The sequence below is a fragment of the Niveibacterium terrae genome, assembly GCF_048213115.1.
In the GTDB taxonomy this organism is placed as follows: Bacteria; Pseudomonadota; Gammaproteobacteria; order Burkholderiales; family Rhodocyclaceae; genus Niveibacterium; species Niveibacterium terrae.
In genome coordinates this window covers 3,123,819-3,146,097 of the sequence record NZ_CP172404.1, presented here as the reverse complement: position 1 = coordinate 3,146,097, position 22,279 = coordinate 3,123,819, and the positions used below count along the sequence as shown (strand labels likewise).

General features: G+C 63.7%; 19 protein-coding genes. 11 read left to right on the top strand and 8 right to left on the bottom strand.

The annotated features are described in order from the left end of the window. Positions 1-4 precede the first annotated feature (4 nt). Positions 5-511 carry an energy transducer TonB gene (locus ACHFB9_RS14580; protein ID WP_417068083.1) on the top strand — a complete coding sequence of 169 codons (507 nt, stop codon included), beginning with the start codon at positions 5-7 and terminating at the stop codon, positions 509-511. Between the two features lie 294 nt (positions 512-805). Here ACHFB9_RS14580 and prfH read toward each other — a convergent pair whose 3' ends face one another. Together prfH and ACHFB9_RS14570 are read right to left on the bottom strand one after the other, a co-directional pair. Continuing rightward, positions 806-1,420, bottom strand: a complete 615-nt coding sequence (gene prfH / locus ACHFB9_RS14575) for a peptide chain release factor H (protein ID WP_417068082.1) — start codon at positions 1,418-1,420, stop codon at positions 806-808. Continuing rightward, positions 1,417-2,556 carry an RNA ligase RtcB family protein gene (locus ACHFB9_RS14570; RefSeq protein ID WP_417068080.1) on the bottom strand — a complete coding sequence of 380 codons (1,140 nt, stop codon included), beginning with the start codon at positions 2,554-2,556 and terminating at the stop codon, positions 1,417-1,419. The genes prfH and ACHFB9_RS14570 overlap by 4 nt, the downstream gene beginning before the upstream one ends. A gap of 401 nt (positions 2,557-2,957) precedes the next feature. Here ACHFB9_RS14570 and ACHFB9_RS14565 point away from each other — a divergent pair, with 401 nt between their 5' ends. From ACHFB9_RS14565 to ACHFB9_RS14530, 8 genes are all read left to right on the top strand, one after another. Continuing rightward, the gene (locus ACHFB9_RS14565; protein WP_417068078.1) at positions 2,958-3,659 is read left to right on the top strand and encodes a helix-turn-helix transcriptional regulator; all 702 of its coding nucleotides are present in this window, start codon (positions 2,958-2,960) and stop codon (positions 3,657-3,659) included. A gap of 90 nt (positions 3,660-3,749) precedes the next feature. Next, complete coding sequence (locus ACHFB9_RS14560) at positions 3,750-4,121, top strand: VOC family protein (RefSeq protein ID WP_417068076.1); 372 nt, start codon at positions 3,750-3,752, stop codon at positions 4,119-4,121. Positions 4,122-4,338: 217 nt separating this feature from the next. Next, entirely contained in the window at positions 4,339-4,815 is a 477-nt protein-coding gene (locus ACHFB9_RS14555; RefSeq protein ID WP_417068075.1) for a sigma-70 family RNA polymerase sigma factor, read from the top strand. Further along, positions 4,799-5,791 carry a FecR domain-containing protein gene (locus tag ACHFB9_RS14550; RefSeq protein ID WP_417068074.1) on the top strand — a complete coding sequence of 331 codons (993 nt, stop codon included), beginning with the start codon at positions 4,799-4,801 and terminating at the stop codon, positions 5,789-5,791. Before ACHFB9_RS14555 ends, ACHFB9_RS14550 begins: the two co-directional genes overlap by 17 nt. Positions 5,792-5,907: 116 nt before the next feature. Next, positions 5,908-8,415 carry a TonB-dependent siderophore receptor gene (locus ACHFB9_RS14545; protein WP_417068073.1) on the top strand — a complete coding sequence of 836 codons (2,508 nt, stop codon included), beginning with the start codon at positions 5,908-5,910 and terminating at the stop codon, positions 8,413-8,415. Continuing rightward, the gene (locus ACHFB9_RS14540) at positions 8,415-8,690 is read left to right on the top strand and encodes a hypothetical protein (protein WP_417068071.1); all 276 of its coding nucleotides are present in this window, start codon (positions 8,415-8,417) and stop codon (positions 8,688-8,690) included. Before ACHFB9_RS14545 ends, ACHFB9_RS14540 begins: the two co-directional genes overlap by 1 nt. A 1-nt stretch (position 8,691) precedes the next feature. Beyond that, on the top strand, positions 8,692-8,979 hold the full coding sequence (locus tag ACHFB9_RS14535; protein WP_417068070.1) for a hypothetical protein: 288 nt from the start codon (positions 8,692-8,694) through the stop codon (positions 8,977-8,979). 18 nt (positions 8,980-8,997) lie between these two features. Continuing rightward, positions 8,998-10,620, top strand: coding sequence for a PepSY-associated TM helix domain-containing protein (locus ACHFB9_RS14530; RefSeq protein WP_417068069.1), 1,623 nt, complete (start codon positions 8,998-9,000; stop codon positions 10,618-10,620). Here ACHFB9_RS14530 and ACHFB9_RS14525 read toward each other — a convergent pair. The 3 genes from ACHFB9_RS14525 to ACHFB9_RS14515 all read right to left on the bottom strand — a co-directional run bounded on the left by ACHFB9_RS14525 (position 10,617) and on the right by ACHFB9_RS14515 (position 16,714). Further along, positions 10,617-11,261 carry an NAD(P)H-binding protein gene (locus ACHFB9_RS14525; RefSeq protein ID WP_417068068.1) on the bottom strand — a complete coding sequence of 215 codons (645 nt, stop codon included), beginning with the start codon at positions 11,259-11,261 and terminating at the stop codon, positions 10,617-10,619. The genes ACHFB9_RS14530 and ACHFB9_RS14525 overlap by 4 nt on opposite strands. A 20-nt stretch (positions 11,262-11,281) precedes the next feature. After that, complete coding sequence (locus ACHFB9_RS14520; RefSeq protein ID WP_417068067.1) at positions 11,282-13,162, bottom strand: methyl-accepting chemotaxis protein; 1,881 nt, start codon at positions 13,160-13,162, stop codon at positions 11,282-11,284. Between the two features lie 174 nt (positions 13,163-13,336). After that, positions 13,337-16,714 (bottom strand): methyl-accepting chemotaxis protein, encoded by a 3,378-nt coding sequence (locus ACHFB9_RS14515; protein WP_417068066.1) that lies wholly within the window; start codon positions 16,712-16,714, stop codon positions 13,337-13,339. A 314-nt stretch (positions 16,715-17,028) separates the two neighbouring features. Between ACHFB9_RS14515 and ACHFB9_RS14510 the strand changes: the two genes are divergently transcribed. Further along, positions 17,029-18,273 carry an ATP-grasp domain-containing protein gene (locus ACHFB9_RS14510; RefSeq protein ID WP_417068065.1) on the top strand — a complete coding sequence of 415 codons (1,245 nt, stop codon included), beginning with the start codon at positions 17,029-17,031 and terminating at the stop codon, positions 18,271-18,273. Then, on the top strand, positions 18,270-19,364 hold the full coding sequence (locus ACHFB9_RS14505) for a phosphoserine transaminase (protein WP_417068064.1): 1,095 nt from the start codon (positions 18,270-18,272) through the stop codon (positions 19,362-19,364). Before ACHFB9_RS14510 ends, ACHFB9_RS14505 begins: the two co-directional genes overlap by 4 nt. On the opposite strand, the gene ACHFB9_RS14500 is transcribed toward ACHFB9_RS14505, so the two are convergent. The 3 genes from ACHFB9_RS14500 to ACHFB9_RS14490 form a co-directional block, all read right to left on the bottom strand. After that, positions 19,361-20,185 carry a MipA/OmpV family protein gene (locus tag ACHFB9_RS14500; RefSeq protein ID WP_417068062.1) on the bottom strand — a complete coding sequence of 275 codons (825 nt, stop codon included), beginning with the start codon at positions 20,183-20,185 and terminating at the stop codon, positions 19,361-19,363. The genes ACHFB9_RS14505 and ACHFB9_RS14500 overlap by 4 nt on opposite strands. A gap of 83 nt (positions 20,186-20,268) precedes the next feature. After that, entirely contained in the window at positions 20,269-21,636 is a 1,368-nt protein-coding gene (locus tag ACHFB9_RS14495; protein ID WP_417068060.1) for a sensor histidine kinase, read from the bottom strand. Further along, the gene (locus ACHFB9_RS14490) at positions 21,633-22,277 is read right to left on the bottom strand and encodes a response regulator (RefSeq protein ID WP_417068058.1); all 645 of its coding nucleotides are present in this window, start codon (positions 22,275-22,277) and stop codon (positions 21,633-21,635) included. The genes ACHFB9_RS14495 and ACHFB9_RS14490 overlap by 4 nt, the downstream gene beginning before the upstream one ends. Positions 22,278-22,279: the final 2 nt, after the last annotated feature.

Below are 22,279 nucleotides of genomic sequence, written 5' to 3'. Positions count from 1 at the left end.
TGTCATGAAAGCAGTTCGCCTTCTTGCTTCTTGCTTCTTGACTGTGCTTGCGTTTACCGTCTCTGCTCAAACCCTTCCGCCCGTCGAGCATGGGGTGAAGGATGCTATTCCGACGGCCAAACCGCCCAGGAACCGGGCCTGGAGTTACAGGATTCCCCTGAATCGGCGCTACTCCGAGCTGACGGCTGAGGAGCGGAAGATCGTTCACGCGCAATACGAGAGTCTTGCCGTGGGGGACGAACCGCCATTCCCGCTCGAAGGCTACAAGCCGCTGGTGCAAGCGATGACGGCTCTTCAAAAAGCAATGATGGTCTGGGGTGAGTTGTCACTAATCGCCCTCATCGATGCTGAAGGCAATCCTCAGTCGGTCTCTGCCTATGGCTCGCCCAGCCCGGAGATGACCAAGGCCGCGGCAACGGTTCTGATGCTGACAAAATTCAAACCAGCCGTCTGCGCTGGCAAACCCTGCGCGATGGAGTTTCCGTTTCGTCTGGACTTCAGGCTGAAATAGCCATTGGCGAGATCGCATAACTCCCGGTTTGGCAACAGTCGGAGCCTGATCGCCTTGTGTTGTACGCGCGGCTAAAGCCTGGAAATGAGGGGCTGGGTTTGCATGCCCAGCCCGTTCGCCCGGCACGACGCAACGTTTCGTGAAACCCCGCGCTCACCCTTCGCTTCGCTCGGTGCTCGAACAGTCCTCGGTAGTTGGCTGCGCCGACACGCAGCCGCGCTCCGCTACTCGGCGCTCTCGACGGGGTCTCCCAATTCCACGCTCAGGCTTGCCGAACCGGCTCGGACCCCTGGTCTATTTCAGCGGTTCAAACGTGCTGCCCCGGAAGATCCTTCCCGCATTTCCGCGCGCGACCTGGTGATGAAACATGCGGCGCTCGGCGCGTTGTGCGCTTTCTTGCTCCAGTGCGGATTCCGCCAGCTTCTGCTCAATCAGCAGCATGGCCAGACGTTTGTTGGCATGCTGACTGCGCTGTGACTGAACTTTTACGCTGATTCCGGTGGCGATATGAGTGGCGCGCACCGCGGAATCGGTCTTGTTCACATGCTGGCCACCTGGCCCGGATGCCCGGCAGGCTTCAAAGCGAATCTCGCTCATCTGCGCTGGGGGTGGTTCTGCGTAGGCGGCAACTCCGATGAACCAGTTTTTGCGGGCATGATGCGGTCGATAGGGACTTGGACAGATCCATTGCACGGTGCCGCACCATAGATTGGCGAGATCGGCGGCGCGCTCTCCATCCAGAGTCAGCAGAACCGAGAGAAGAGTTCCTCCCTTGCCCGGCTGGAGATCAAGAATGTCCACGCTGACCGCCCAATTCCGGGCTTCGAATTGCAGGCGATCAAGAGCCTTGGCGACAGCAAGCGCGCACTCTTGCGGCCCCTGCGAGGCGGATATCTGCAGCAGTATCATCGCGACTCCTCCCTGCCGGTCTTGTAGGTGAGCACAGGTTTCATCCTCGCCAGAAGCCGGATCAGGCCCGCATCCTGAAGCGATTCGATGACGCTCTCGATAGCCTTGTAGGCTTCCGGTGCCTCTTCAAAAAGCAGGTGTTTGTTTGCACAGACGACCCGGCTGCCCAGGCTGGTCCGCAGCAATTGCTGCGCGGAGCTGCGAGTGGAGACGCGATCGCGACATTCTCCGCGCATCCATTTGCGACCGGCGCCGTGCGCGACGGAGAAGAGACTTGCCTCGTCAGGAACGGGTTCAACAAGGTAGCTGTAATCCCCGCGTGAGCCGGGAATGACCAACGGTCCCCCATCCGCTGGCGCGGCTCCCTTTCTGTGCAGCCAACCCGCAGTGCCGGCGATGATCGCGGGGGCCAGGAAGTTGTGCTCGGCATCGATGACCGGTGCGCCAGTGCAACGCAAGTTTTCAAAGATGCGCTGAGCAATCAGGAGCCGATTGGCTTTTGCAAAACCCAGGGCCTTGGCGTGCTGATCGAGATAGTCTGCGCACTCATCGGAGGCTTCGGCGAATCCTCTGTGCTGGAAGCGATCGAGGTGTTCGCGCAGTATCTTTTGCCCCAAGCCGCGCGATCCGCTGTGCACGAGCAGAAGAAGGTGCTTTTTGTCGATCCCGAGAGTGCTCAATGTCGAGCTGCAGGAGACGGTATCAATCTGCTGCAGTTCCGCAAAGTGATTACCCCCACCGATTGTTCCGAGCGACGACTCGAAGCCTGTTTCAGGGAGCCCAAGCGAGGCGATGCGCTCGCGCCAGTCTTCGCCCAGTGCATCGTCGATACAACCGAGGCGCTTTTCAATTTTATCGGGTGAGAGTCTGTGGCTGTCCAGGGATGTGCGCCATAGACTCATGCCGCAACCGATGTCATTGCCGATCAGGGCCGGGTAAAGACGCCCGACTGAAAAGAAAGCTGCGCCGACGGGATGGCCGAGTCCGGGGTGAAGATCCGGCATGCCGACGACTCGGCGCATTCCGGGAAGCTGAAAGGAATTTTGTAATTGCTGGATCGCTTTGCCCTCAATCCGGGTTTTTGCTGAGGCGACCACAGTGACGCCTTCAGCGAGATGCTGAATGGAATTGCCCATTTGTACCAATCCAATAGATTAAGAAAGGATGAATTGGCAGGCCGCAGCCGGGGCTGAAACAGGAACCGCGCCGCGAGGGCGGGTGAAAGGGTTAAGCCAGGCGTGACCTGCAAAGGGTGCATTGGCGTTTCATGGTGCGACCTCCTGTGCAGGTTGAATGTTGAAATAGCGACGGCAAATCCTAACGCAGTTTGTTTGGCGCGGGCAAGCGTATCTTGGAGAGGAGTCTCCTATTTTTGATGAATGCCAGATTCATGAGACGGCGCTGCCGACAAAGGGGGGACTCAGCCCTTCCTGAACAGCGCGTTGTATTAGGGCGGGCGGACGACTTAAGTTGGGCTCTGGCCCCGCTGCGCCTGACGTGCTTAACTGCGCGCTGATCTTCTTCCTGCACGTCCCCGATGTCCCGCGCCCAACGCCTGCTCGACCTGATCCAGATCCTCCGCGCTCACCGCTATCCGGTCGCCGGAGCGCACCTTGCGCACGAGCTGGGCATCAGCCTGCGCACGCTCTACCGCGATATCCGGACCTTGCAGGATCAGGGGGCCTCGATCGAAGGGGAGCCGGGCCTCGGTTATGTGTTGCGCCCGGGCTACCTGTTGCCGCCTCTGATGTTCTCGGAGGAGGAGATCGAGGCGCTGGTACTCGGGAGTCGCTGGCTTGCGAAACGGGGCGATGGCAGGCTCGGCGCCGCGGCCGAACGCGCCTTGGTCAGGATCGCTGCCGTCCTGCCCGAGGAGCTGCGCCATGTTCTCGATTCGACCTCTCTGCTGGTCGGCCCGGGAGCAAAGTCGCAGGCCGATGACGCGGTTCTGGCCCAGCTCCGCCAGGCGATACGGACGGAACGCAAGCTCGAGCTCGGTTACCGTGATCTTCGGGGCGGGGAATCGGTGCGGACGGTCTGGCCTTTCGCACTCGGGTATTTCGATTCCCTGCACCTGCTTGTGGCTTGGTGCGAGCTGAGGCAGCAGTTCCGGCACTTTCGCGTCGAGCGCATCCTCTCGCTCAAGGTCGCCGACGAGCGCTACCCGCGCCGTCGTCAGGCCTTGCTGAAGGAGTGGCGGGAGCGTGAGGGTATTCCCGCGCCCCGGAATGCCTGCTGACAGGAACTGTCAGCCTCTGTCCCTAGCATCAGCCGTATCGAGCGACGTGCGTAGCGCCACCGTTCGCCTTTCAAACCAAGGAGTTTCGATATGGCTGACCCTGATTTTCTGATCCTCTATGTGAATAGCCCGGCCCAGAGCGCCCGCTTCTACGCTGATTTGTTAGCGAAAGCGCCGGTCGAGTCCTCTCCGACCTTTGCGATGTTCGCGCTCGACTCTGGCGTGATGCTGGGCCTATGGTCACGGCACACGGTCGAACCGGCCGCCCAGGCGGCGGGAGGGGGAGGTGAGTTGGCCTTTACCGTCGCGGACGACGGGGAGGTGGACGCGCTTTACGCGGACTGGGGCCACCGCGGACTCGCGATCGCCCAGGAGCCGACCCGGATGGATTTCGGCTACACGTTTGTCGCGCTGGACCCGGACGGTCATCGCCTCCGGGTCTTCGCGCCGTCCGGGCACTGAGCCCGTTTAGCCAGCGGAGCCTGCGCGGTCCGTGGCAAACCCTTTCTTCTGTTTCACCAAATTCGCACTGCCGTGGCGCCCCCGTGATGGGGGTGTTTGCGCAGGCAGTCAGTTGTCCATACAATGAGAACGATTCTCATTAACTGGATTGGTGATGGCAAGGGGTCAGGTAGTGGCGGGTGGGGCTGGGCTCGTCCTTCAGCAAGAATTCGAAAATTTGTACGCCGAGCACCACGGCTGGTTGCGTGCCTGGCTGCGCAAGAAGCTGGGTAATGCCTTCGATGCGGCGGATCTGGCGCACGACACCTATCTGCGCATACTGAAAACCGGACACTTGCCTCAGTCCGATCAATCTCGCCGCCACCTTGCGCAGATTGCCAATGGTCTGGTCATCGACCTGTTTCGCCGTCGCCAGATCGAGTCGGCTTACTTTGATGCGCTGGCGAGCTTGCCTGAGCCTCAGCATCCTTCCGAGGAAACGCGTGCGCTGGTGATCGAGGCGCTCGTCGAAATCGATGCGGTGCTGCACGGGCTGAGCGCCAAGGCGCGCGCCGCGCTGCTGCTCCACAGGCTGGACGGCTCGAGCTATCGGGAGATTGCCGAGCAACTGGAAGTGTCGGTCTCGTCGGTGGAGAAGTACATCGCGGCAGGGCTTGTCGCCTGCTTCCGGGCGGTCCATGGCTATGCCCACTGAAGAGGTCGCGGAGCCCGCCGGTGGGCCGGTCGGTGAGGAAGTTGCCCGCCGAGCGGCCGAGTGGATGGCCAGGCTCTGGTCGGAGGATGCGAGCGAGGAGGAGAGAGAGGCCTGCGCGAAATGGCGGGCTGAAGATCCTGAGCATGAGCGCGCATGGAAGCTGCTGCTGTCCTTTGCGCAGAAATTCGACAACCTTCCCGGTGATGTCGCAAGCCAGGTTCTCCGCGAACCGGCGACGCGTGGCGCTCGCCGGCGGGTGTTGCGCGCGCTGGTGATGACGGGCGCGCTCGGCGCCATAGGCCATGCGCTCCATGGCACTGAAGTTGTCCAGCTGGCGATGTCCGACCAATCGACCCGAACCGGAGAAATCCGTGAGCTCACGCTGCCAGACGGCTCGCAACTCGTGCTGGCTTCGGCGACCGCGATCGATCTGCGTTTCGATGGGCGCGAGCGCCGTATCCAGTTGCTCCGCGGCGAAGTCCATGTGCAGACCGCGCACGCAGTCCCGTCAGCTCACCGCCCGTTTCGCGTCGAAACGCGGCACGGCACGGTGCTGGCGCTCGGAACCCGTTTTACGGTCCGCCTGCAGGCTGATGCGTCGCGTGTGGCGGTCTTCGAAGGCGCGGTGCAGGTGCAGCCCGCGCGTGCAGCTTCCCGCGGTCTGCGTGTCGATGCGGGGCAGATTCTGAGTTTTTCCGCTACGCGGACCGCCGCGCCGACGGTCGTGGATGCGAATGAGGCGGCCTGGACGCGCGGGATGCTGGTGGCCGAAGACATGCGCGTGGCCGATTTTGTGGCCGAACTGAACCGCTACCGTCTTGGCGCTCTGCGCTGCGACAGCGCTGTCGCGGATCTGCGCGTGACCGGCGTTTTCCCTCTGCGCGACACCGATCGAGCTCTTGCCAACCTGGCTCTGGCCCTTCCTGTCCGGGTTCGTTGGCGTACGCGTTACTGGGGTTCTGTGGAGGCTCGTTGAGTATCTCGCCAGTTCCACGCCAGGCTTATTGCAAATTTTTTCGGCCAGATCTTGAGGGTTTCGCGTTCTCGTTCGGAATAGAGGATGAAGCCCTCCCAATTAGAAAGGACTGATTCATGGCACAAGCTCTCATTCATTCGCAATCCGTTCCGCGCCAGCGACGCGGTGGCCGGAACCCGTCCGCAATTGTGCTGCCGAAGGCCTGTGTGCTTGCCGTGCGCACCGCGCTGATTTCCGGGCTGGCGCTCGGGGCGCAATTCGCTGCGCCCGTCGCATTCGCGCAGACGGCCCCGAGCGCTCCGGCAAGCGTCGCTCGCCACTATGCCGTGCCGGCCGGACCTCTGCATTCAGTGCTGACCTCCTTTGCCGCTTCCGCGGGCCTGGAGCTTTCCGTCGATGCTCACCTGCTGCAGGGCAGGACGAGCTCCGGGCTCTCCGGCAGCTTCACGGTCGAGCAGGGGTTTGCCGAACTGTTGCGCGCTCAGGGTTTGCAGGCGGTCCGCCAGGCCAATGGCAGCTATACCCTGGTCAAGCAGTCCGAGCCTGTCGCCAGTGGCCATGACGCCAGTAGCCATGACGCCGCGCTCGCCGTCGTGACCGTGGTCGGTCAGAACGCGAATCAGCAGGATCGGCCGCGGGCCTACGCAGGTGGCCAGGTAGCCCGTGGCGCGCGGCTCGGCGTGCTTGGCGATGTGTCGGTGATGGATGCGCCGTTCAACGTGACGGCCTATACGTCCAAGCTGATGGAGGATCAGCAGAGCAAGACCGTCAATGATGTGTTGCGCAACGATCCTTCGGTCCGGATGACCACCAGCGATGGCCACAACGCCGAGAACATCCGCATCCGGGGATTCGACGTCAATTCATCGGAGCTGGCCTTCAACGGCATGTACGGGATGCTGCCGGGCGCGCACACGCCGACCGATTTCCTCGAACGCGTCGAAGTCTTCAAAGGGCCTTCGGCGATGCTCTCCGGTATCGCGCCGAGCGGAGCCGTCGGCGGCGTGGTCAACCTCGTCCCCAAGCGTGCCGCCGATGAGCCGCTCACCCGCCTCACCACGAGCTATGTCTCGGCGTCCACGCTGGGCGCGGCGCTCGATGTCGGTCGTCGCTTTGGTGAGGACAAACAGATCGGGGTGCGCGTCAACGCGTCGAGCAGCTATGGCGAGTCGATGCTCGAAGATCAAGACAAGCGCGAGCGTTTCGGCTCGCTGGGCCTCGACTACCGGGGTAAGGGCTGGAAGCTCGAATTCGATGCCTATTCGGCGAACCAGAACCAGTCCAATGGCAGCCCGCTGATGGTCGGCTTCGGTACGCTGGGACATGTCATCGACGCTCCGGATCCGCGCACCAATGCGCTGCGCGGGACCTGGGCCAAGCAGCAGAGCGAAGGTATGGCGGTTCGCGGCGAGCTGGATCTGAGCCGTCAGTGGTCGCTCTATGCGGCGCTCGGCCAGGCGCGCTACAGCTACGACGGCTATTTGAACGGTACGCGCGTCGTGGTGCTCGCCGACGATGGTTCTGCCCGTGGGCAGACCTATAACCAGGCCGGCTATACCCACAGCATTTCGACCGAGTTCGGCTTGCGCGGCAATTTCGAGACAGGCGTCGTCGGGCACAAACTGGGGATCAGCTTCAGCTCGCTGCAGACGCGCAACGGTTCGGCTTCCGTGATGAGCAGCGCGAGCTATAAGACCAACATCTACGATCCCACAGATGCCCTGCTCGCTGCCGAGCACGGCGCGACGCTGCAGACGGCCAATAACCGCTATACCGGGGTGTCGCTGAGCGACACGCTGAGCATGCTGGACGACGCTCTGCTGCTGACTCTGGGGGCGCGCGCCCAGAACGTCAAACAGCTCCAGGCTACACCGGTCGCCTATGACGAGGACGCACTCACTCCGGTGGTGGGCATTGTCGTCAAGCCCTGGGGGCCTTCCCTTTCCCTGTATGCGAATTACATCGAAGGGCTCAGCCCCGGGGCCACGGTTGGAAGTACCTATGCGAATTCTGGAGAGACGCTTGCACCGTACAAAACCCGTCAGTCTGAGGCCGGCGTGAAGTGGGAGTGGCACAGCTTCACCAATACCTTCAGTCTGTTCCGTATCGAGAAGCCTTCGTCGATCTCGATTGATACCGGTGCCAAGCTGCCGACGCTGGCCGTGGATGGCAAACAGCGCCACACCGGCCTCGAATGGAATGTGTTCGGCGAGATCGCGCCACAGGTCCGCCTGCTCGGTGGCATCGCGTATACGAAGGCAGAGCAGCTTCGCTCATCGGTCGCAGCCAATGATGGCAAGGATGCGCCCGGGGTGCCTCGGTGGGCGGCCAACCTCGGTACGGAGTGGGACACCCCCTGGATTCCGGCGCTCACGCTGAGCACGCGCCTGATCTACACCGGTTCGCAATACCTGGATGCCGCGAACAAACTTGAGATCCCCTCCTGGACGCGCTGGGATGTCGGGGCCAATTATGCGCAGCGGGTCTATGGCAAGCCGTTCACGCTGCGCGCCGCAGTCGAGAACGTGACGGACGAGCGGTACTGGGCCGGCTATTTCAATGACGGCTTTGCGACTCAAGGGGCGCCGCGGACTTACAAACTTTCGGCTTCGCTCGATTTCTGATGGATCAGCCCGTCGCTTTCCTGGCGCTGCTGCTCGCTCTGGCGGGCAGCTTCTGCCTCTATCTTTCTTCGGCCAACCAGCGCTGGCGAACTTATCCGCTGCCGGGGGGGCTTGCCCGGCCCGTCTCGGCGATTCTGATTGCAACGAGCTTGGCGCTGCTCTGGCGATCCATGTCGCCGGTAGTGGCCGTCTTTACGCTCGGCTGCTGGTTGATGCTCTTCCTCGTCGTTCTGCCTTATCTCGGAGCCTGGCGTTCTTTGCATCGCAAACCTTGATATGAACTCATCCCCCACGCCGATTCGCCGCGACTGGCTTTCAAAATCCCTGGCGGGCAGCCTGCTCGGCCTGACATTTGCGCTTGGCTGCAGCGGGCTGCTCAATCTTCTGCTGCACGCTCTGCCGGCGGCGGTGCGCGCCCAGTTCGTGATGTGGTCGGTCGCGCCCGTCTGGCTCGGTGTGCTCAGTGGCTGCTTCCTGTTTGCCAGCGGCGCACGAGCTTGGCGCGGCCTGGCGCTTGCCAATCTGCTGGTCTTTGGCGTTCTGGCCGCGGCGCGTCACCTCTAACCCCTCCCGGAGCCTTCGATGCGCGCGGATGTTGTCCGACTCTACAAAACAGTGCACAGCTGGACCGGCATTCTTGCCGGTCTGGCTCTTTTCATCGCCTTCTATGCGGGAGCGCTGACCGTATTCAAGGAGCCTCTGAACCGATGGGTGACGCCGCCCTCGGCGGCGGCCTTCATCCCGCTCGCCGAGACGCCTGAGCTGATCCGGCGAACGCTTGCCGCCCATCCCGCGAGCGCAGAAGATTTCCAGATCAATCTGAAAAAGCGCGAAGACGTGCCGGCGCGGCTGGAATGGCGGGAGCGCCCAAAGGGGGCCGACGAACATGACAGCTTCGCAGGTCATGCCTATGCCGCGACGCTGACGGTGGATGGGACCGAGCGTGTCGAAGAAATCCATCCGGCGCAGCTTGCCGAGTTCATCGACGCCTTGCACCGGGTCGTCGGGCTGCCCTTCGACAACGATCCGAGCCGCTGGGTCATGGGCGTCATCGCGATGCTCTATGGACTGGCGCTCGTCTCCGGTGTGATCGTGCTGTTTCCTTCTCTGGTCAAGGATTTGTTCGCGTTTCGGGTGGACAGGAAGAGCAAGCGGATGTGGCTGGATGCGCACAACATCGTCGGCTTGCTGAGTCTTCCCTTCCATATCGTGATTGCGCTCACCGCGGCCGTCTTCGCCTATCACGACGTCATCTATGCGACGCAGGACCGGATCATCCACGAGGGCGCTCTGGCGAGCGCCTGGGAGGGCAAGCAGCGCAGCGCTGCGCCCGCCGCACATCCCCGCGACCCCGCCAGGATGCTCGCACCAGAGCTTCTGCTCGCGCGCGTTGCGATTCTGGCCCCCGGCTTCGAGCCGGAGCGCATGCAATACCAGAAGGTGACTGGGCCGCGCGCGAGCGTGCGCATCTGGGGCCATGATCCGCGGGCTCTGTCGCCCCGCGCCCAGGGGGGCTTCGTTGCGATCGACCCGTACAGTGGTCGCGTGACAAGAGCGGATTTTCTTCCCGGTCAGCAGGATGCAGCCAACCTGACTCTCAGCAGTTTCTTTGCGCTGCATTTTGCGAGCTTCGGCGGCATTGCGGTGAAATGGACCTACTTCCTGCTCGCTCTGGCCGGGGCTTGGCTCTTCTACAGCGGCAATCTGCTATGGATAGAGTCGCGCCGCAAGGCGCAGCGAGGCGATGTCAAAGTGCCGGAACAGCGGCGCGATGTGCGTTGGCTGGCGGCAGGGACCGTGGGGGTTTGCCTCGGCTGCGTCTGCGGCATCTCGCTGACCATTGTCGCGGGCAAGTGCCTGTATGGCCACGTCGTCGATCTCGCAGCCTGGCACCGGTATGTCTACTACAGCGCATTTTTCGCCTGTATTGGCTGGGCTCTGCGGCGTGGCGCAGCGAATGCCGCGATCGAGCTGTTGTTGCTGGGGGCGGCATGCACCTTCGCCATCCCCGTCGCCACCTTGCTCGGGGCGCTTGTTCCCAGCACTGGACTGTGGGTTCACACCAGTGCCGCCGCGCTCGGCGTGGATCTCACCGCATTCGCGGGGGGGCTGTGCCTGGTCTGGATCGCGCGCGTCACGGCGCGGCGCGCCACGCAGGGCGATCGGGACAGTGTGTGGTCGATCCGCAGACCCTCTGCGCGTTAGCCCTGCGGTGGGCGGATCGCCTCGGATTCAATGACCGTCTCTCCGGGCCGGGCCGAGATCGCGGCTTCAAGCATCGTTGCCGCGATCGCTTCGGCGCTGACCGGGCGGTAGCGGCGGGGGATCAGCACTGCGAGCAGCCGGGCCACGGCCAGACCCACCGTCTCGGCCAGGCGTGGTTCAGCGCGCCGGGTCTCAATCAGCGAGGGTCGGACGATCGTGAAACTCTTGATGCCGAGCGCGCGGATTCCGGCTTCGGCCTCGGCTTTCGTGCGCAGATAGAAACTGCCCGACAGGCTCGCGCCGAGCGAGGAGTTCAGTACGAAGCTGTGCGCGCCGGCTGCCTTGGCCCGGCTGGCGAGCGCGACGGGGAGGTCGCGGTCGATCGCGGCGAAGGCTTCGCGCGATCCGGCTTTCCTGATCGTCGAGCCGAGCGCGCAGATCGCTGCATCGATACCGTCCGGGATCGCTGCGTCGGCGATCGACTCGCCGACCGGATTGGCGAGTTTGGGGTGTGCGGGCAGAGGCCGGCGGGTTGGCGCGACGACCCGCGCGATGCGCGGGTCGGCCAGCGCGAGGCGAAGCGTCTGGCTCCCCACCGCACCGGTCGCGCCGAGCAGCAGCAGAGTGAGTGGGGCGGGCATCGCGGATCCGGGCGCGGGACTCACAGGTGGAACCGGGCCACGAGCTGGCGCAGGCCGGTGGCCAGCTGATTGAGCTGGGCGACCGTCGCCGTTGCGCCCTGGATCGCGCTGTCGGTCTCGGTCGCCATCCGGTTCACGTCTTCGGCGGCACGCGCCATTTCGTTGGTCGCTACCGACTGTTCACGGGTCGATTCGGCGATGTCACGGATGCTCCCGACGACCCTGTCCATCTCGGTCTGGATGCCGGCCATCTCGGAGGCAACGGCCTGGGAGGTCTTGACTCCGGAGCCGACCGAACGCTGGGTCTCGGTCATTCCGGACAGCGCTTTGTGGGTTTCTGTTTCGGTATTCGCGATCAGCTGGCCGATCTCGACCGTCGCTTGAGCCGTCCGCTCGGCGAGTTTGCGCACCTCATCGGCAACGACCGCGAAACCGCGCCCCTGCTCGCCGGCCCGGGCCGCTTCGATCGCGGCGTTCAGTGCGAGCAGATTGGTCTGATCGGCGATCTCCTTGATCACGCCGATGATCGCGTTGATCTTTCCCGATTTTTCGCCCAGCGCCCCCAGCGTCGTTGCGAGCAGCTCGACCGAATGCGAGATTCCGTCGATGTCCTGCGACAGGTTCTCGACTGCCGAGGCCGAGCGCTGCGAGACTTCGCCGGCATCGATGGCCATTCGTTCTGCTTCGTGGGCGTTGTCGGCGATGTGATTGATGCTGACCGTGATCTCTTCGATCGTCGCCGCCGTTGCGCTGGACACGTCGGCTTGTCGTTCGGAATCGCGCGAGACGGCCTGGGTGGCCAAGTGCAACGCATCGATGCCGCCGGACAGCGCGAGCGATTTCTCGCGGACATCGAGGAACATCGTGCGCAGCGTCATCACAAAGGCGTTGAAGGCTTCGGCGACCAGACCGATTTCGTCGCGGCTCGTGACCGGGATGGTTCGGGTCAGATCGCCTTCGCCGCCACCGATCTCCTTCAGCGCATCGCGCAGGCGGCGCAGACCAGCGAGGAGCTGGTTCAGCGCCAGGTTCGCGATCGCGATCGCGACCACGCCGACCAGCACGCCGGCGACGAGCAGGGTCAGGATCAGCGACTTCAGCGGGGCGAGCATCGCATCGCGGTCGATCACGGTACCCAGTACCCAGTCAGTGCCTTCGATGGGGCTGGCGCTCAGATACTTGTCGCGGCCGGTGATCTGCCCCGCGCTCAGCTTCATTTCCTTGCCCGCATCACTGATCAGGCTCGCGCTGAGGCCGGGCATCACGTCCTGGACATTCTTCAGCACGGCGTCGGCTTGCGGGTGAGCGACGATCTTGCCGTCCCGGGTGGCCAGGAAGGCATAGCCGTTGCCGCGCAGGTGGATGCCCTGGACGAGGCGCACGATCTCGTCGAGCGCGATGTCGCCACCGACGACGGCCGTGATCTGCCCGCCTTCCTTGACCGGAGTCGCGAAGGTGACGCCCAGCTTCTGCGTCGACGTGAAGACGTAAGGTGCGGACAGCACGCCGGTGCCGGCTTCACTCGCCTTCTTGTACCAGGGGCGGGAAGTCGGGTCGTAGCCTTCGGACGGCTTCTTGTCCGCGAGGTTATAGATCATCCGCTTGTCGGCGTGGCCGATGAAGACCTGATCGAAACGGCCGGCTTCCTTTCCCGTTGTCAGGAAGGGGCCGGGCTCGACGTCGCCGCTGAGGCGGGCGGCGACTGCGTCGACGACATCGCGGCGCTGGGCGACCCAGCGCGACAGCGCTTCACTGTTGCCCTGGACGGCCGAGCGGATCTCGTCTTCGGCGCCAACGATCAGCTCGCTGCGCATTCTCTGGTAGGCGAGAGTGGAGAGCAGTGCGATGACCGCGACGACGAGGACGGCGACGAAGGCCAGCAGTTTTTGTTTCAAGGTCATGTGGGGGCTCAGGGTGAGGCGGGCGCGGCCAGGTGGGCCGCGCGGGAAGGACGGGACTCTTATTTTTACGGCCCCGGCAGAGATAACTTGAGCCGGCATCGACAGGGGATGTGAGAAAGCCGTGGCGGATCCGGATTCTCTCCGTCTCCGCCACGGCTCGACTCGGTACCGCAATCAGAAGCGCTCGAAGCCTCCGAAGGAGTCCGGCTCTGTCGGAGCCTCCCTGGGTTTGCGGTGCTTGCCCGGCTTCAGTTCGACATGACCGTCCGAGGTCCTGGCGACCGTGAAGAAGCTCATGATCTGCTGCAGCTGTTCGGCCTGACCGCGCATTTCCTCGGACGTTGCGGAAAGTTCTTCCGCGCCGGACGCGTTCTGCTGGGTCGTGCTACTGAGCTGATTCATGGCCTGGCTGATCTGGGTGACCCCGGTCGCCTGCTCCTTCGACGCCGCGGTGATCTCCTGGACCAGATCGGCGGTCTTGCGGATGGCCGGCACGATATCGTCGAGCAGCTTGCCGGCGCGTTCGGCCAGCAACACGCTGGACGAGGCCGTTTCGCTGATCTCCTTGGCGGCCACCTGCGAGCGCTCGGCCAGCTTGCGCACTTCCGCCGCGACGACCGCGAAGCCCTTGCCGTGCTCGCCGGCCCGTGCCGCTTCGATCGCCGCATTGAGCGCCAGCAGATTGGTCTGGTAGGCGATGTCGTCGATGATGCCGATCTTCTGCGCGATCGCCTTCATCGCGTCGGCCGTATCGGTCACCGCCTTGCCTCCCTGCTCGGCGTTGGCTGCGGACTGCGTCGCGATGTTGTCGGTGACCGTCGCATTCTCGGTGTTCTGCGTGATCGAGCTGCTCATCTCCTCGATCGAGGCCGAGGTTTCCTCGACGCTGGCAGCCTGCTCGGACGCCGCCTGCGACAAGGTCTGTGCGGTCGACGACACCTGGCCGGACGCATTGTTCAGGATCGAGGCGGTCTCGTTGACCTGGGCGATCGTCTCGGCGAGCCGGGTGATCGTGCTGTTGACCGCGCCCTTGAGCTCTTCGAAGGTGCCCTGGTAGGACTTCTTCATCGAGACGGTCAGATTGCCCTGTTCGAGTTCTCCCATCACCGCGCGCAGTTCTGCGACCGGCGTCGAAATCGCTTCCATGACTGCATTGAGCCCTTCGACGACCCGTTTGAACTGTCCGCGGTGCTTGCCGGTATCGCTCCTCTCGGCCAGACGTCCCTCGACGACGGCGTTGGCGATTTCCTGGACGTCATCGATCAACGCGTTCAAGGGCACGATCACCGCATCGAGCGTGTTGTTGACTCCGTCGATGATGGTGCGGAAGTCGCCCTGGTGCTTGCTCGCATCGGCGCGGGTGTCGAGTTTGAGCTCGACGGCAGCCTTGGCCAGCATCGCGGTGTCGGCGACCAGCGCATTGATGTTGTCGATACAGGTGTTGAGATTGTTCTTCAGGATGTTGAAGTCGCCGTTATAGGCATCGGTGATCTTGGGCGGAATGTCGCCGCGCGAGATCCGGCTCACATAATCGGCCGCCATGTCGAGCGGCGTGATCACCGCGTCGAGCGTGTCGTTGACGCCTTGCACGACGGCCTTGAACTCGCCCTGGTGACGGGCCGCGTCGGCCCGCGTCTTCAGTTCGCCCTTGACCGCGGCCTGGCTCAGCTGCTTGGCGTCGACGACCAGCGCCTCGACCGCGTCCTTGGCCTTGGTCAGCGCCTGGTTGATCTGCGTGAAGCTCTCCTTCGCGCTCTTCGTGTGCTGGTCTCCTTCGGCGACCGTCAGATCCAGCGTCAGATTGCCCGATGCGAGCTTTTCGAGGTTGCGCGACAGGCGCTTGACTTCGACCTGGGTGTAATCGCCCGATTGCAGCAGCGCGGTCAGGTCGGTCACCGTCTCGACATAGCCGACCTGCTGACCCTTGGCGTTGTAGACGTTCGCGGTGTCCTGCTTGCAGCGCAGTCCGCACCAGTCGAAGTGGCTCTGGTTGACGCCGATCTTGAGCTGTTCGACGCCGCAGTTCTTGGTCCGGCAGATGTTGGCGTTGGCCGTCGAGCAGGGCATGCCGTATCCGGATTCGCGGTCCTTGATGTGGCCCTGGTCGATCATCAGTTTCTCGAAGGCCTTGTTCAGGAAGGTCCACTTCATGTTCATGTCCATCACATGAATCGGGAAGGGGACCGCGTCGATGATCGACTGGTACCAGGTCATCTTGTCGACGACGGTATCGAGCGTCGCGTTGAAGCCCTCGATGACCCGCTTGAAGTCGCCGTGGTGCTTCGCCGCGTCGGCGCGCGTCGAGAACTTGCCGGCGATCGCGGCCGAGCTGAGCATGCTGACGTCGGCGATCAGTGCGTTGACCGGAACGACGATCGCATCGAGCGTCGCATTGATCCCTTCGACGATCTTGCGGAAGTCGCCCTGGTGCTTGCTGGCGTCCGCCCGCTTGTCGAGCTTGAGCTGAACGGCGGCGTCGACCAGCTCGGAGGTGTCGGAGATCAGCGCCTTCAGGTTGGTGCGAACCTGCTCAATCATCTCGTTGATGAAGGCCTTCTTGCCGGGGAATTTTTCCAGAGGCGCATCGAAGTTGCCGCGGCCGAACTCGGCGACGCAGGCCATCGCTTTCTTCTTGACTGCGATGTGGCCCATCACCATCGCATTGACGCCTTCGGCCATGACCTTGAATTCGCCGGCGAAGCGTTCGGCGGGGATTACCACGTCAATGTCGCCCTTGTCGTGCTCGGTGCTCATGTGGTTCAGTTCGGCGACCAGGTTGCGGATGCTGGTGCGCATCCCTTCCATGGCCGCGAGTAGTGAAGTCTTGTCCCCGTCGGCCAGCTTGAGCTGGGTCGCCAGATCCCCGGCTGCGATGCGCTGCACACACTCGGCCGCATAAGCGGGTTCTCCTCCGAGGATGCGTTTGAGGCTGCGCACGATGATCAGGCCCACTGCGAGCGCGGCAGCGGCGATCAGCAGCGAGATCGCCAGCTGGATCAGCGAGGCGCTGCTCTTGATCTTCGCCGCCTCCTCGGCAACCTGCTTGGCCATTCCGACATTGAATTTCTGGTGGGTGTCGAAAGCGCTGATCGTGCGTGAGAGCAGGGTCTGGTTCGCGAAGATGAAATCCCTCGCCTCGACCTTCTTGCCCTGACGCGAGAGCTGCAGCGAGTGGTCCAGCAGGCCCCAATATTCCGCCATCGCGCTCTTGTCGGCCAACAACAGCGCGCGGTCCTGCTCGTTCGAGATGTCGTTGGCTTCGTAGCGTTTGAGCGCTTCATCGACCTTGGGCCTGAGATCCGCGATCTTCCGATCCAGATCCTCCATTTTTGCGGAATCGGTCACGGCAATGTGCTGCCAGAGGAGCGTCCGGATGACGCTGAACGGAACGTAGGCTTCGTTCAGATCGATCAGGCTGGGGACGGTGTTGATGTTCGCGTAGTTGGTCGTCTCGAACACCCTGGTCGTCTGATAAGCGCTGAGCCCTGCGACCACGATGAGGCCGGCGATGGAGAGCGCCACCAGAAGGTACAAACGCTTGAATACGGACATGCTGTTTCCCTCTCAACTTTTGCGCGATGCGGATGGGTCAAGGACAGAACCCAGGCTGAACGAAGCATTCCATGGCTCTTTATAGAGAGCTGGGTGGACAAGATCAAAGAGGAAACGATGCCGTCTTGCGTCTAGGCAGTTACAGTGCGTGGATACGCGGAGCGCGCGCGGTTTTGATGGCTTGAGCCACCCGTTTGCGCGCGCGCAACGCCCTAGGCGGGGGGGCGTCGTAAATTCTCCGGACGACACGGGGGAGGGCCTGCGCCGGCTGTGCGATGCGGCCCATCTCCGACGAACCACAAGAAGAAAGTGACATGACTCTGACTGCGACAGGGGACAGCGTTCAGGCTGATACCCCCTTCATGGGCCTCGCGCCCTTCCTGCGGATGAACATCTCCGGCGACGATCTGAGCGGAGTGGCCCAGGCGCTGATGGCCCAGGCGCAGGAAAGCCCCGGGGATGCGAATCTGTGGATGAACCTCGCGACCGCGATGCTGTGCCTGGGGCATCGCGACATCGGCCTGGCGATGCAGGCCCAGGCCCTGGATGTGTGCCGGATCTACGATCTGCCCGCGCTGGAGCAGCCGGCGAAGTTTCGCCTGCTGATGCTGATGGCGCCGGGAGACCTCGCCGCGAATACGCCGTTGGACTGCCTGCTCGAAGTCAGCGATATCGATCTGATCTACTACTTCGTCTCGTCCGGCGATCCGCTGGCTCTACCCGTCCCCGAACACGACGCGGTGATCGTCGCGATGAGCGAGGCGGACGAAAACCGCGCCGCGCTCGCCGCGCTCGAAACCGCGCTGGCGAACTGGCCCAAGCCGGTCATCAACCGGCCGCAGAGCATTCCCAACATCGGCCGTGAGAAGGCCAGCGAGCTGCTCCGTGACGCACCCGGGGTGATGATTCCGGCGACGCTGCACGCTTCCCGCGCCCTGCTCGAAGCCGTCGCGGCCGGCGCCACACGCCTCTCCGAGCTCTTCGCCGACTGCGACTTCCCGGTGATCCTGCGCCCGGTCGGCTCCCACGCCGGGCGCGATCTGGCCCGGATCGCCTCGCCCGAAGAAGTCGCCGTCTATCTCGCCCGCGTCGACGAGGCCGAGTTCTTCCTGTCCCGCTTCATCGATTACCGCAGCCCGGACGGGATGTTCCGCAAATACCGGGTTGCGCTGATCGCTGGCGAAGCCTTCGCGTGTCACATGGGCATCTCGTCGCACTGGATGATCCACTACGTCAATGCCGGCATGTACGAGGACGCCGGCAAGCGCGCCGAGGAAGCGCGCTTCATGGAGGGTTTCGCCGCGTTCAAGGCTCGCCACCGCGAGGCGCTGGCCGCGATCCATGCGCGCTCCGGTCTCGATTATGTTTGCGTAGACTGCGCGGAAACCGCCGACGGCAAGCTCTTCGTGTTCGAGCTTGATCATGCGATGGTCGTCCATGCGATGGATCCCGAGGCGATGTTCCCCTACAAACAGCTGCATATGGCCCGCGTCAGGGAAGCCTTCCGCGCTTATCTGATCCGCCTGGGTTCGGGGCGACCTGAGAGGGGCGAGCGATGAGTTCGAGGAACAGTCTGAATTTCTCGGGCGGGCCGGGAGCCCTGCCCGAATCGGTGCTGCGGCAGATCCAGCAGGCGATCAGCGAAGTGCCGGGCACGGGGCTTTCCATTCTGGGGATCAGCCACCGCTCGGACTGGTTCGCCGCGATCGTCAAGGAACTCGAAGAGCGGATACGGGCTCTGCTGGGTCTTCCCGCGAGCTACCACGTCCTCTTCCTGCAGGGCGGTGCGACCCAGCAGTTCGCGATGGTGCCGATGAGCCTGCTGCGCGAAGGGAGCGCTCCTGCCGAGTACCTGCACACCGGTTACTGGAGCGGCAAGTCGCTGCCCGAAGCACGGCGGCAGAGGCCCATCCGCGTGCTGTGGAGCGGCGAGGACTGCGGTTTCCGGCGCCTGCCTGAGGACGAGGAACTCAGATACTCGGCGGATGCGCCTTACTTCCACTACATCTCGAACGAGACCGTCGAAGGCTTGCAGTTCCGGCGGGTCCTGGGGCGGGACGACGTGCCGCGGATCTGCGACATGTCCTCGGACTTTCTGTCCAGGCCCTGCGAGGCGGAGCGCTTCTCGCTGATCTATGCGCACGCTCAGAAGAACATCGGTCCAGCCGGTGTGACCGTGGTCCTGATCCGTGACGAGCTGCTCCAGGGGCAGCGCGAGGACATGCCTTCCTTCCTCGACTACAGCGTTCAGGCGAGGGCGCATTCGATCTACAACACGCCGCCGGTCTTCGCGATCTATGTCGTGCTGCTGGTCGCGCGTTGGCTGATGGACGAGATCGGCGGGGTCGCAAACATGGAGCGCATCAACCGCGACAAGGCGGCCCTGCTCTATCGGGCGCTCGACGAGAGCGAGGGGTTCTACCGAGGCTGGGCCGAGAAGCGCGATCGATCGGAGATGAACGTCGCGTTCAATCTGGGCTCTGCCGCGCTCGAAAAGAAGTTCATCGCCGAAGCGCTGGCGGCGGGGTTCTCGGGTCTGGCCGGCCACCGCGCGATAGGCGGGATCAGGGCTTCCCTCTACAACGCGGTGACGCTCCAGGCGGTCGAGGAATTGGTCGGCTTCATGGACGAGTTCAGGCGCAAGCGCTAGAAAGCGTAAGAGATCCCGATCGCAGTCGACAGTAGCGTGCGCTTCTCGGTGATCGGAGTGTGGGCCGCATCGCCGGTCAGATGGCTCAGGCCGATGAGCTGGAGCAGAGACCAGTTTTTGTTCAGCGAGTAAGTCGTCAGCAGGTTCGCATCGACGCTCTTGATCCCCGCCTTCGCCTGAAAGGTCGGGTAGTGGCTGGCCGCGGCTTGTCCGGCCGTGACGCCGTAGTGGGCCTGCATGTACTGGTCGTCAGCCCAGGTGAGGCTCAGCGAGGGCGTCGTCGCCAGCTTTTCGCCGAGCGGGATCGGGCGCGCGAGCCCCAGCTGGATCAGGCTTCCCCTGTTGTCCCTGGTTGCCCGCGAGAACTTCGCGCTGGCACCGAAACCGAGGAATTGCTTCTCGGCGAAGACGCTCAGCATCGGGGTCGAGGCAAGTCTTCCCAAGCCTTTGAGCCTGTCTGCGCCGGGCCGGGAAGCGAGGTGCCAGAAGCCCGAAGGATTGTGCTCTTCGCGGCCGTCGTCGCCGTCGAGCGCGAGGCCGGCCCTGAGCGTCTCGGTCTCGATCGGCGCCCAGCTCAATCCCTTGCGTCCGGCGGAAAAAGTCCCGAAGTTCTCGGTCCGATAGCTGGCATCGAAGCCGATCGCGAACTGGTTGTGCGAAGTGCGGCTGCCTTCGAAGTCGGGGACGCGCAGCGCGCCCGTCATCAGCGACAAGGACCAGGGTCTCTGCGGCTCGGCCGGCGCTTCGGCGGCCTGGCAGGTGGGCAGTGCGATCGCCAGCGTCGAAGCCAGCAGGATGGGGGCGGTGCTTTTGCTTGTCATGTCTGTCTCTCATATCGGGGAGACGCCACGATAGCGAGGGCGAGCTTTCCGGAGGCTTAGCACCAGGCTGTTCCGGTGGGGCCTCAATGATGGGGAAGGCGGACCAGGAAGCCCGCGCCCCGGCCATCCAGTCCCTCCTTGAGCTTCAGGCTGCCGCCCAGCGCGAGCACCGCTTCGTGACAGATCGCGAGTCCCAGCCCCGTCCCCGGAGCGTCATGGCCCTTGCCGCGGTAGAAGCGCTCGAACAGATGTTCCCGGTCTTCGGGCGCGACGCCTGGTCCGTCGTCGGCGACTTCGAGTTCGATCCAGGCTTGCCGCGCTTCCAGCCTGACTGCGATGCGTCCGCCTTCCCTGCCGTATTTGAGCGCGTTGTCGAGCAGGTTCTGGACGATCGACTCGAGCGTCGGTTGCTTGATCGCCAGCATCAGCCGCTCGGGCGCGTCGAGCGACAGTTCGATGCGCCGGGCGATCGCGGAGTTCGCGATCTGCGCGAGCATCTGCTGGATCAGCGCAGCGATGTCGATGGGGGGCGCAGCGCTTTCGTCGGAGTGGTCGAGCGAAGCGAGCGTCAGCAGCTGCCGGGTCAGGTGCGAGGCGCGCGCGATCGCTCTGTCCAGCGCCGCTTCGGCCTGATGTTTGTCCTCGGCATTGGTCGCACGCGCGAGAACGTGGGCCTGCGCCGAGATCACTGCCATCGGCGTTCTCAGTTCGTGCGCAGCGTCCTGGACGAAGGCGCGCTCGCGTTCGACCTTCTGGCGCAGTTTGGCTAGCAGGCCGTCGAACGCGATCGTGACCTGGGCGAGCTCCGGGTACCTCATGTCTATGCCCAGCGGCGACAGATCGTCGGGGGCGCGCTGGGACAGGTGCTCCTTGAGGCGCCGCAGAGGCCTGAGTCCGCGGCTGACCCCGAACCAGACCGGCAGCAGGATCAGCGGAAAGGCGAGCAGCAGGCTAGGCAGTGTCCCGGTAGAGATCCAGGCGACCGCGGTTCGATCGCTGATCCTGGGTTCGGCAAAACGAAGTTTCCAGAGAGCCGAATCGGCAGCGAGGGAGCGGTAGTCTTTCCCCCCGATCAGGATGGGACTGACCCGGTCGGGAATGGCGGGAATGACGCGCGCGTCCAGTCCTTTCGATGCATAGAGCAGATGGCCCTGGCGATCGAAGAGCTGCCACAAGCAGTCCCGCATCGGGTAGTCGGCGTTTCGGCGGATCTCGTTGACCAAGGCTTCGGAGCTGCGCACGAGCGCGATGGCCTCCGTTTTGTTGGTGATGGCTTTGAGCTGCCTGTTGAAAGAGCGTCCGAGTTGGAGCAGGTCGGTGCTTCTTGCGAAATCGTCCTTGAACTCGCGATAGCCATTGGCGAGCAAGGCCAGGTCGACGAGCACGAAGGCCAAAACCATCGCGATGACGATGCGCCGGGCGAGGCTGGGGCCGAACCAGGAGCGGATCATGTGCCGAGCATGTAGCCGACTCCGCGGATCGTGACGATCCGCTCGGCGCCGATCTTGCGGCGGAGCTTGGACAGATGGACTTCGATCGCGCCGAATTCGAGCGGATCGCCGAGCGGCTCCAGCCTCTGCGCCAGCGAACTCTTCGCGACGACGCAGCCAGGCTCGCGCGCGAGCTCGACGAGGAGCTGGTATTCCCGCGGCGCCAGATCGAGCGTTTGCCCATCGAGCGTGACGCGGTGACGACTGGGCTCGATCGCAAGCCCCCCGCACTCCCAGATCTCGCTGGCCTGGCGGGCGGTGCGGCGCACGACGGCGCGAATCCGCGACACGAGCTCCTCGGTCGCGAAAGGTTTGATCACGAAATCGTCGGCGCCTCCGTCCAGGCCGGCGAGCCGGTCTTCGAGCGCCGAGCGCGCCGTGATCACGATGATCGGGATCGCGATGCCGGCGCTGCGCCAGCGCCGCAGCAGATCGAGGCCTGAGCCGTCGGGCAGTGACAGGTCCAGCAGTACGCAGTCATAGCTCGCGCCATCGAAGCGGCGCGGCGCGTCCGCGCAGCGGCGCAGCCATTCACAGCTGATCTCCTCGGCTTTGAGCGCGCGCTGCAGCGCGCGCCCGAGATCGAGGTCGTCTTCAATCATCA

Excerpts from the sequence above, each read along its gene's own strand:
- ACHFB9_RS14550 (WP_417068074.1), top strand. The coding sequence starts at position 4,799 with ATGGCTATGCCCACTGAAGAGGTCGCGGAGCCCGCCGGTGGGCCGGTC.
- ACHFB9_RS14535 (WP_417068070.1), top strand. The coding sequence starts at position 8,692 with ATGAACTCATCCCCCACGCCGATTCGCCGCGACTGGCTTTCAAAATCC.
- ACHFB9_RS14525 (WP_417068068.1), bottom strand. The coding sequence starts at position 11,261 with ATGCCCGCCCCACTCACTCTGCTGCTGCTCGGCGCGACCGGTGCGGTG.
- ACHFB9_RS14570 (WP_417068080.1), bottom strand. The coding sequence starts at position 2,556 with ATGGGCAATTCCATTCAGCATCTCGCTGAAGGCGTCACTGTGGTCGCC.
- ACHFB9_RS14560 (WP_417068076.1), top strand. The coding sequence starts at position 3,750 with ATGGCTGACCCTGATTTTCTGATCCTCTATGTGAATAGCCCGGCCCAG.
- ACHFB9_RS14580 (WP_417068083.1), top strand. The coding sequence starts at position 5 with ATGAAAGCAGTTCGCCTTCTTGCTTCTTGCTTCTTGACTGTGCTTGCG.
- prfH (WP_417068082.1), bottom strand. The coding sequence starts at position 1,420 with ATGATACTGCTGCAGATATCCGCCTCGCAGGGGCCGCAAGAGTGCGCG.
- ACHFB9_RS14545 (WP_417068073.1), top strand. The coding sequence starts at position 5,908 with ATGGCACAAGCTCTCATTCATTCGCAATCCGTTCCGCGCCAGCGACGC.
- ACHFB9_RS14540 (WP_417068071.1), top strand. The coding sequence starts at position 8,415 with ATGGATCAGCCCGTCGCTTTCCTGGCGCTGCTGCTCGCTCTGGCGGGC.
- ACHFB9_RS14515 (WP_417068066.1), bottom strand. The coding sequence starts at position 16,714 with ATGTCCGTATTCAAGCGTTTGTACCTTCTGGTGGCGCTCTCCATCGCC.
- ACHFB9_RS14500 (WP_417068062.1), bottom strand. The coding sequence starts at position 20,185 with ATGACAAGCAAAAGCACCGCCCCCATCCTGCTGGCTTCGACGCTGGCG.
- ACHFB9_RS14565 (WP_417068078.1), top strand. The coding sequence starts at position 2,958 with ATGTCCCGCGCCCAACGCCTGCTCGACCTGATCCAGATCCTCCGCGCT.
- ACHFB9_RS14495 (WP_417068060.1), bottom strand. The coding sequence starts at position 21,636 with ATGATCCGCTCCTGGTTCGGCCCCAGCCTCGCCCGGCGCATCGTCATC.
- ACHFB9_RS14530 (WP_417068069.1), top strand. The coding sequence starts at position 8,998 with ATGCGCGCGGATGTTGTCCGACTCTACAAAACAGTGCACAGCTGGACC.
- ACHFB9_RS14520 (WP_417068067.1), bottom strand. The coding sequence starts at position 13,162 with ATGACCTTGAAACAAAAACTGCTGGCCTTCGTCGCCGTCCTCGTCGTC.
- ACHFB9_RS14505 (WP_417068064.1), top strand. The coding sequence starts at position 18,270 with ATGAGTTCGAGGAACAGTCTGAATTTCTCGGGCGGGCCGGGAGCCCTG.
- ACHFB9_RS14490 (WP_417068058.1), bottom strand. The coding sequence starts at position 22,277 with ATGATTGAAGACGACCTCGATCTCGGGCGCGCGCTGCAGCGCGCGCTC.
- ACHFB9_RS14510 (WP_417068065.1), top strand. The coding sequence starts at position 17,029 with ATGACTCTGACTGCGACAGGGGACAGCGTTCAGGCTGATACCCCCTTC.